This window comes from Microcoleus sp. N3A4, assembly GCF_036701805.1.
Taxonomy (GTDB): Bacteria; Cyanobacteriota; Cyanobacteriia; order Cyanobacteriales; family Microcoleaceae; genus Microcoleus.
This window is the reverse complement of the sequence record NZ_JAUBRJ010000050.1, coordinates 50050-56996: the sequence shown is the minus strand read 5'-3', so window position 1 is coordinate 56996 and position 6947 is coordinate 50050. Positions and strand designations below refer to the sequence as shown.

The window sequence follows — 6947 nt, the reverse complement described above, 5'->3', positions numbered from 1 at the left end:
AATCTCAAATCTCAAATCGGTTGACTGTTAAAAATCTCAAATCTCAAATCTCAAATCTCAAATCGGTTGACTGTTAACGAATGTTAGTGGTTATTAACAAACCAAAGCGATTAAGAAATAACCACTAACAAGTAACGAATAACTAATCCTTCAATTTTGGTAAAAATGCTGTCAAACATTTGTACAATTCTAATCCCGGCCCAGCTTGCAGTGGATAAAGCTTGTCGAAATTAATTGGGTTTCCCGGTGCTAATTTCCACTCGGTTTTCTGTGCTGTTTTCGGGGAAATTTCGATCGCTACCGTGATGTTAATAATGTTGTTCTGCTGGGGGATTCCCCGGAAGCAGTAACTTTTTCCCGTGCGTTTGTCGGAATCGCTGCCGGTGATGTATCTGTCTTGTTTGCGAAATTGAATTTCTCGAAAAGGTCGATCGATCCCAAAGGAGTCTCGGTAGCGGTAGTCTCCGTCGGATAAGTTTTCGACAGTCGGTCTAATTTGAGCTATAACTGTTGGTGCTACAAGGAGATGCGGTACAAAAAACATAGCTAAAGAATGATAACTGGTAGAGACGGGTTTTACCAACCATCCGTGCCTAAGACCAATCATCTCATAAACCCGCCCCCGCGCAACGATCGATCGCCATTTACCTCTTTCAAAATAGAATGTTCGGGTTTCACCAGATATATTTTAGGTAGCTAAGAGTATAGATAAAGCCTCCCCTTGCAGATATCATAAAATATTGTCAAAAACATGAAAAAATCTCAATCTCAGTCTTTAATTTTGTGGCGGCAAGTGGGAGGCGTGGCAGTTTTGCAGGGGGCAATTACTCTGACTTGGATGCTTTACCGACTGTATTTGCCTCAACTTTTAGCGGGATTTGGTTTTGCGGGATTCGACAGGGGTATCGGACTTTTAGAGGATTCTTTGGCAATTGCGATCGAACCTTTTGCTGGCTGGCTTTCTGACAAGCAGCGTCGCTGGATGGGAACTCGTTTTCCGCTAATTGTTGTCGGCACTATTCTGTCGTCGGTGCTATTTATTGCGATTCCGGCTATTTTTATTTTCGGCAATCCAGTCTCGCCCCTGCGCTGGATGTTGCCTGTGGTAATAGTAGCTTGGGCGGTGGCGATGGCGATGTTTCGATCGCCCGCAGTGTCGCTGTTGGGCCAATATGCAACTCAAACGCAGTTGCCCCAAGCCATGAGTTTGTTGGTGCTTGTAGGGGGATTGGTTGGGGCGGCAAGGCCTGTTGCGGGAGATTTTATTCTGAGTTTGGGGCCCGCTTTTGCTTTTGCTATTGGTTCGTTTGTATTGTTGGGTGCGGTGGCTTTTTTGCGATCGGTTAATCCAGATGTTGCGCTGTCGGAATTGCCACCGGATACTCAAATTTCCGAGAAAGTTTCTATCACAGCGCTGGGGTTAATTGCGGTGACGGGAATGGCTGTTGCTTGGGGAAGTCGGGCGATGGGGGAACGGATTTTGCCCCATGTTTTCCAAACTCAAATCGCGGGTGTTGATAGTAAGTTGTTAATGGCGGGATTTACTTTGGCTTTAGCTGTTGCTTCTTTGTTGGCTGGGGTGATTGCGGTGCGCTTGGGAAACCAGCGGATGCTGTTGGGTGGATTGGTAGCAACGGCTGTTTTGCTGTTGGCAATGGTTTTCAGTCAGGGGTTGGTGATGGTGGCTGCGACTGTTTTGGCTGTGATTTTTACCAACAGTTTGATTGCTACCGGTACAGTTCCTTTTGCTTTGTCTCTGGTTCCTCCACTGCGGGGAGGATTGGGGGTAGGGTTTTATTTTGGTGGTTTTTCCCTGGGGATGAGTTTATACTCTGTGGTGTTTGTGGCACCAAAGACGATTTCTGCTGTGACAACGGCGATTGTGGGGGCGATCGCCTTTTTGGTTGCTGGTGTCTGTGTCGTCGCGGGCGATCGGCTTAAACAAACGCGCCGTGTAACAAATTAATAAGAGTTGTTATGCAGTTTAAGTTGATCCCTGCCTATCGTGAATAATTATTTCATGATTTCATCTCTATTACCGATCTGAGGAACAATAGAAATATTGAACAAGCCCTGAGAAATTTTACGGGCGCATATCTAGGGATAAACTGAGGATACTGCTATGTTTTGCCGGACGGGAAGAACAAAAAATTTAGGGCCGGTTGAAACCGGAAACTCGGAACTGCGAGGCTCTATCACCTCTGCGTCTAAAAGTATCCGCACAGTCCGATCGCGAGCTTACAAAGATGAGGCTTTGGTGTCTGCCACACTGGCGGGACTGCCAGCTCTTTTGGCATCCCTCGAAAGCTTTCGCGAACAGTAAAGTTTGACAATTGATCTTGTTAAACATCGGAGTTGACTGAGCTAAATTACGGCCAGACACCGGAAAAGATATTCTTGACTGCGATCGCAATTCGATTTAAGTCTTCTTTCAGTAGCGGCGGCCAAGAAACTCCTCTGCGAAGTCCAGCTTCAAATTGCAGCAAACTTTCAACTGACAGTAAATGCAGTGCCGAGATTAATTGTCGATCGAGCATTGGAGATTCTTGCAGGCCCTCAAACAATATTTTTAAAGCTAATAAAATCGATGTCACTTGTCCGGGTACGGGCGGCTGACCTTGTTTGAGACGCATCAGGAAGGCGTCGGGATTTTTCTTGGTTTCGAGGGCGGTTCCTTGGTCGATCAGAAAACTGCGGGCGGTTTTGTAATCCATTGGATGTGCGATCGATCTCCTGCAATTAATTAGCTCGCATTATATCACTCTTTATCGCGCTCAATTTGGTAATATATTTCGATACAGGCTAAACTACAGCTACTCGTGAGGTTCACCAGCCCTGTACCCGAAAGCTAATCGTGAGGTCGCATCCTGTACCGTACAGCTCTCGTAAAGTGCCCCGAAGAGCACCCTACAGCTACTCTTGCTAAGCCCAGGCGTATCTAAATTTTACAGTCAAGTTTGATGAAGTTTTTATGAGGTGTCCCGCCCGCCCAAAAATCTAACTTATACCAATTCTCGCCTCCAGAAAGCAACAATCATGAGTGTTAAGTTTGTTTCCTGAAAGACTGTATGCACCGGTGCGTCGCTGTTCGACAAGTCGCTCTTTTTTAGGATTTAAGGGTGGCAACGCACCCGGAGGCTGCTGTTGCATGAGTTTTGAGAATTAGTATTAGATGCCCAACAGCTTAGTTATGAGTAGGTTTTACATAACTGAAAAATAAAACAATGGCAAAACGGCTAGGAATTAGCAGAAAATCAAAGATTTATCGCTACTTGTGGCTGCTTTTTTTGTGTCTGACCTTTCTGTTAGTTCCGCTCATCAAAAAAATGGCTGCAGATACGCCATTTCCGCCACCCGCTCCTATTGAAAATAATGCTAGTTTTGGAGCGAGGATTCAAAGGACGATGGGGTTACTTGCTGCCAGCACCCCAACAGAACGCCGCCAAGTGCGTATTCTATTTTACGGTCAATCCATCACTGAGCAAGATTGGTGGAAAGATGTAGCGCAGGATTTGAGACAGCGATTTCCCTATGCAGATTTGATTGTAGAAAATCGGGCGATCGGAGGATTTTCTGCCCCAATCTTAATCCGTCCCAGCGAACACGATTTGTATCCTTTTTATCCAGATTTGCTAATTTTTCACGTCTACGGAGGTGGTGAAGATTACGAAGCTATAATTGCCAATGTCCGCAGCCGCACTGCTAGCGAAATACTCTTGCATTCAGACCACATCGATTGGATGCCGACAGGCAGCAGCGACGATCCAGAACAAGTCAACAGATACGAATGGCACAACACTCATTCTACTCAATGGCTGCCTGAGTTGGCCGATAAATACGGCTGCGAAATCGCAGAAATTCGCGAACCTTGGCGCAGGTATTTGAAAGATAATCGCTTGCAGCCACAACAGCTATTGAGGGATGAAATTCACCTCAACGATTGGGGAAATTTTCTGCTAGCTGCTCTCATTAAACCGCACTTGCGATACAACCCAAATTCTCCTCAACCGCAGCAGGATTTAGTGAAAACCTATACAGTGGGCAGCGATGTTAAGTGGCAAGATGGCAAGTTGGTTTTAGAATTTGAAGGAAATAGAATAGATGCGATCGCCGATAAAACCTTCAACGGCAAGGCAATTTCTGCTAAAATTGCGATCGACGGCAAAAAACCCTCAGAATTTCCTGAACTTTACACCATCACCAGACCTAGCGTTAGTCTTGGCGTCAAGTGGCCGGCTATTCTCCAAGTATCCAGCCAAAAACCGCTAATCGTCGAAGATTGGAAAGCCGTAATTACTGAGATTAACAGCGACGCCAGCAAGTTTAAATTTGACGTTGTAGGTTCTCAAACAGGTTACGACGGCAGCGGTACAAACGACGAACTTTTTATCTCAAATTCTGGCCGCGTCGTGATTGAACCGAGAAACTGGTGGCTGAAAAATGCCTATGAATACTCTAAAAAACAGACACCTAAAGGCTTTGAGATTTCCTGGCAGGTGCGGCCGATGTTTGTTGATTCATACGTTGCGCCAAACATTGCAGATTCAAGCCGCGAATACCCTACAACATTGGCTCAGAATTTGAGTAACTCCAAACACATCCTCGAAATAGTCCCCGAAACTGACGGGAAAGTATCAATTAAAGCAATTCGAGTCTATCGCCCTCCTTATATTCCTTCGCCATGAAGAAGGACTAAAGTCCTTACTACGAACTTAATTTATGTAGTTATTTCTTCAACCCGCGTCGGCGGGTTTTGTTTCTATAGTCGCGGTTTTAACCGCCGAGTCTTCTACCAACAATTACCCCCCGCTTCTCGTAATCCCCAACTCGTGAAACATCAACAGCGATAAAAAGAAATCCGCGACAAAAATAAACACCCAAGAAGTCACCACCGCCGCCGTTGCAGCTTGACCTACTCCTTTCCCTCCGCCCACCGTCGTCAAGCCCCAACCGCAACCGACAATGGAAATTATCAACCCAAAAATAAAACTCTTAATCGCCACAGTTACTAAATCCCAAGGTCCCAAAAAAGTCCGCACCGATTCCAAAAATACCGACGGTTCCAAATCATAAAAATTAACCGCCACAAACAGCCCGCCCAAAATCCCCACTGATACCGCAAAAATTGTTAAAATCGGGAGCATGATGCAACAAGCTATCACCCTCGGCACTACTAAATAATCAACCGGATTTGTTCTCAACATATACAGGGCATCTATTTGTTCCGTCACCTGCATTTCTCCTATCTCCGCCGCAAAGGCCGAACCTACTTGTCCCGCCACCACGCCCGCCGTTAAAACTGGTGCTAATTCGCGACAAAATGCCACAGCAAAAGCACCTCCCACTGCCCCAACCGCCCCAAACCGAATCAATTCTCTGGCAGATTGAACGGTAAAAATCATGCCGGCAAAAAAGGCTATTAGCAGCACGGATCGGAAAGAATCCAGCCCTACTGTTACTAAATGTTCCATGATTTTGCGGCGGTCGATTTTGCCTTGGAGTATACGCAGCAGCACTTGACCGCCCAGGAACAGGGTCACTAAAAACCGCTGAAACCACCTGTTCTTGAAGGTTTCGTCTAAATGTCGATCGCGCTTTTCTTGGTATTTTTTAACCAATGACTGATGGCTCGCGATTAATTGCAAACAGAGCGCAGCACTGCCACATAGAGATTTTTGGCAATCCTAAAGTAATTATTGCACGATTTGTCAACATATATTTTCAGTCTGCCTGCCCTGTGCTTGGTGCGCTATACTTTTTTAGATTTTAGATTGGCACTGATTGATTCTGTGGTAATCATCACTCATTTCCCAATCTAAAATCTAAAATCTAAAATCTAAAATCTAAAATATTGTGACTACTCGGCAAGCAACAAGTCGATAAACTTATCCAACTGTTCATCATATTTTTCGGCTTGATCCTTGCCAATTCTCAACAGTTCCGATATCTTTTCTTCCGAGGCATCATCAATCGGCAGCGGTTGTTCGTGGAGCAAATCTGGACTAATCCTCAAATATTGATTCGGTCTTTCAACGGCATCATAAATTTGGATTATTTGATAATTTACAGTTTCAGCAACTCCGGTCATCATGATATTAATCAAAGGCTCAACCCACTCAACTTGACCCCAATTTTTTACATCTTCGTAGGGGAATTTTTTCTGAGCTTCTCCCGTCCCCAAGGATAAAATTACCATATCTTTTGCTGTCGGGCCTTTGTCGGGGCGATCGTCAGGAATTCTGAATTTATTTCTAACTTCCGCATAGGCACAAAGCGCCGGATTATTTGCGAATACTCCCCCGTCAACTAAAGCGTAGCGTTCGTTTGTCAAAGAGTAGATTTTGGTAACTTCAAAGTAAGAGGGAGCTGCCGATGTGGCTCTGGCGATATCTCTGATAAAATAGTCTTCGGCTGGATAATTCTTAGCATCTATTTGATCGAAAAAGTGAGCTTTTCTCCTTTCGATGTCGTAACTGGAAATTAAACAAGGTTTCAGCAGTTCGCTGAGTTTGCAATCTCTAAAATTTTCCAAAAAGAATTTTTCTAAGCGATCGCTCGCATATTTCTCATCTATCAAACCGTCTATAGATTTGAGTTTTTGCCAAAATGAACTCTTAAAAACGTCGCGGCCGCTGTTAATCGAAAAATTAACGGCGTCTTGGGCAGACCACCGAGGTCTGGTGGGATTTTCGGCATCGGGACACAAATAGATACAAGTTAAAATTCCTCCCGCACTCGTGCCCGCAATTAAATCAAAATAGTCAGCTATTCTCGCATCTGGGTTGCCGCTTTTCTGTTGCAGCTTTGACTCAATGCTAACTCCAACTTGCGCGGGAATTATCCCTCTAATTCCGCCTCCATCTATGGATAAAATTCTAGTATATTTAGCCATAATTGTTGCCTCTTCTTGATGTTTGCTCGTTGCCTACAGTCCTGGACGCAAAAAG

8 protein-coding genes are annotated in these 6947 nt (G+C 44.9%); 3 read left to right on the top strand and 5 right to left on the bottom strand.

Annotated features, from left to right (window positions below; all coding sequences use genetic code 11):
• Positions 1-142: 142 nt before the first annotated feature.
• A complete protein-coding gene (locus tag QUA56_RS24720) occupies positions 143-607 on the bottom strand; it encodes a hypothetical protein (RefSeq protein ID WP_333362987.1) in 465 nt (154 codons plus the stop codon).
• A 144-nt stretch (positions 608-751) separates the two neighbouring features.
• Between QUA56_RS24720 and QUA56_RS24715 the strand changes: the two genes are divergently transcribed.
• Together QUA56_RS24715 and QUA56_RS24710 are read left to right on the top strand one after the other, a co-directional pair.
• Entirely contained in the window at positions 752-1966 is a 1215-nt protein-coding gene (locus tag QUA56_RS24715) for a hypothetical protein (RefSeq protein WP_333362984.1), read from the top strand.
• 156 nt (positions 1967-2122) lie between these two features.
• Positions 2123-2323: a hypothetical protein gene (locus tag QUA56_RS24710; RefSeq protein ID WP_333362981.1), complete on the top strand. Its 201-nt coding sequence runs from the start codon at positions 2123-2125 to the stop codon at positions 2321-2323.
• 46 nt (positions 2324-2369) lie between these two features.
• On the opposite strand, the gene QUA56_RS24705 is transcribed toward QUA56_RS24710, so the two are convergent.
• Together QUA56_RS24705 and QUA56_RS24700 are read right to left on the bottom strand one after the other, a co-directional pair.
• Positions 2370-2714, bottom strand: coding sequence for a Dethiobiotin synthetase (locus QUA56_RS24705; protein WP_333362978.1), 345 nt, complete (start codon positions 2712-2714; stop codon positions 2370-2372).
• Between the two features lie 283 nt (positions 2715-2997).
• Positions 2998-3150: a hypothetical protein gene (locus QUA56_RS24700; protein WP_333362977.1), complete on the bottom strand. Its 153-nt coding sequence runs from the start codon at positions 3148-3150 to the stop codon at positions 2998-3000.
• Between the two features lie 74 nt (positions 3151-3224).
• On the opposite strand from QUA56_RS24700, the gene QUA56_RS24695 reads away from it, so the two are divergent.
• Complete coding sequence (locus tag QUA56_RS24695; protein WP_333362974.1) at positions 3225-4685, top strand: SGNH/GDSL hydrolase family protein; 1461 nt, start codon at positions 3225-3227, stop codon at positions 4683-4685.
• A 114-nt stretch (positions 4686-4799) separates the two neighbouring features.
• Here QUA56_RS24695 and QUA56_RS24690 read toward each other — a convergent pair whose 3' ends face one another.
• Positions 4800-5618, bottom strand: a complete 819-nt coding sequence (locus QUA56_RS24690) for an MlaE family lipid ABC transporter permease subunit (RefSeq protein ID WP_333362971.1) — start codon at positions 5616-5618, stop codon at positions 4800-4802.
• A gap of 239 nt (positions 5619-5857) precedes the next feature.
• A complete protein-coding gene (locus QUA56_RS24685) occupies positions 5858-6892 on the bottom strand; it encodes a patatin-like phospholipase family protein (protein WP_333362967.1) in 1035 nt (344 codons plus the stop codon).
• Positions 6893-6947 lie beyond the last annotated feature (55 nt).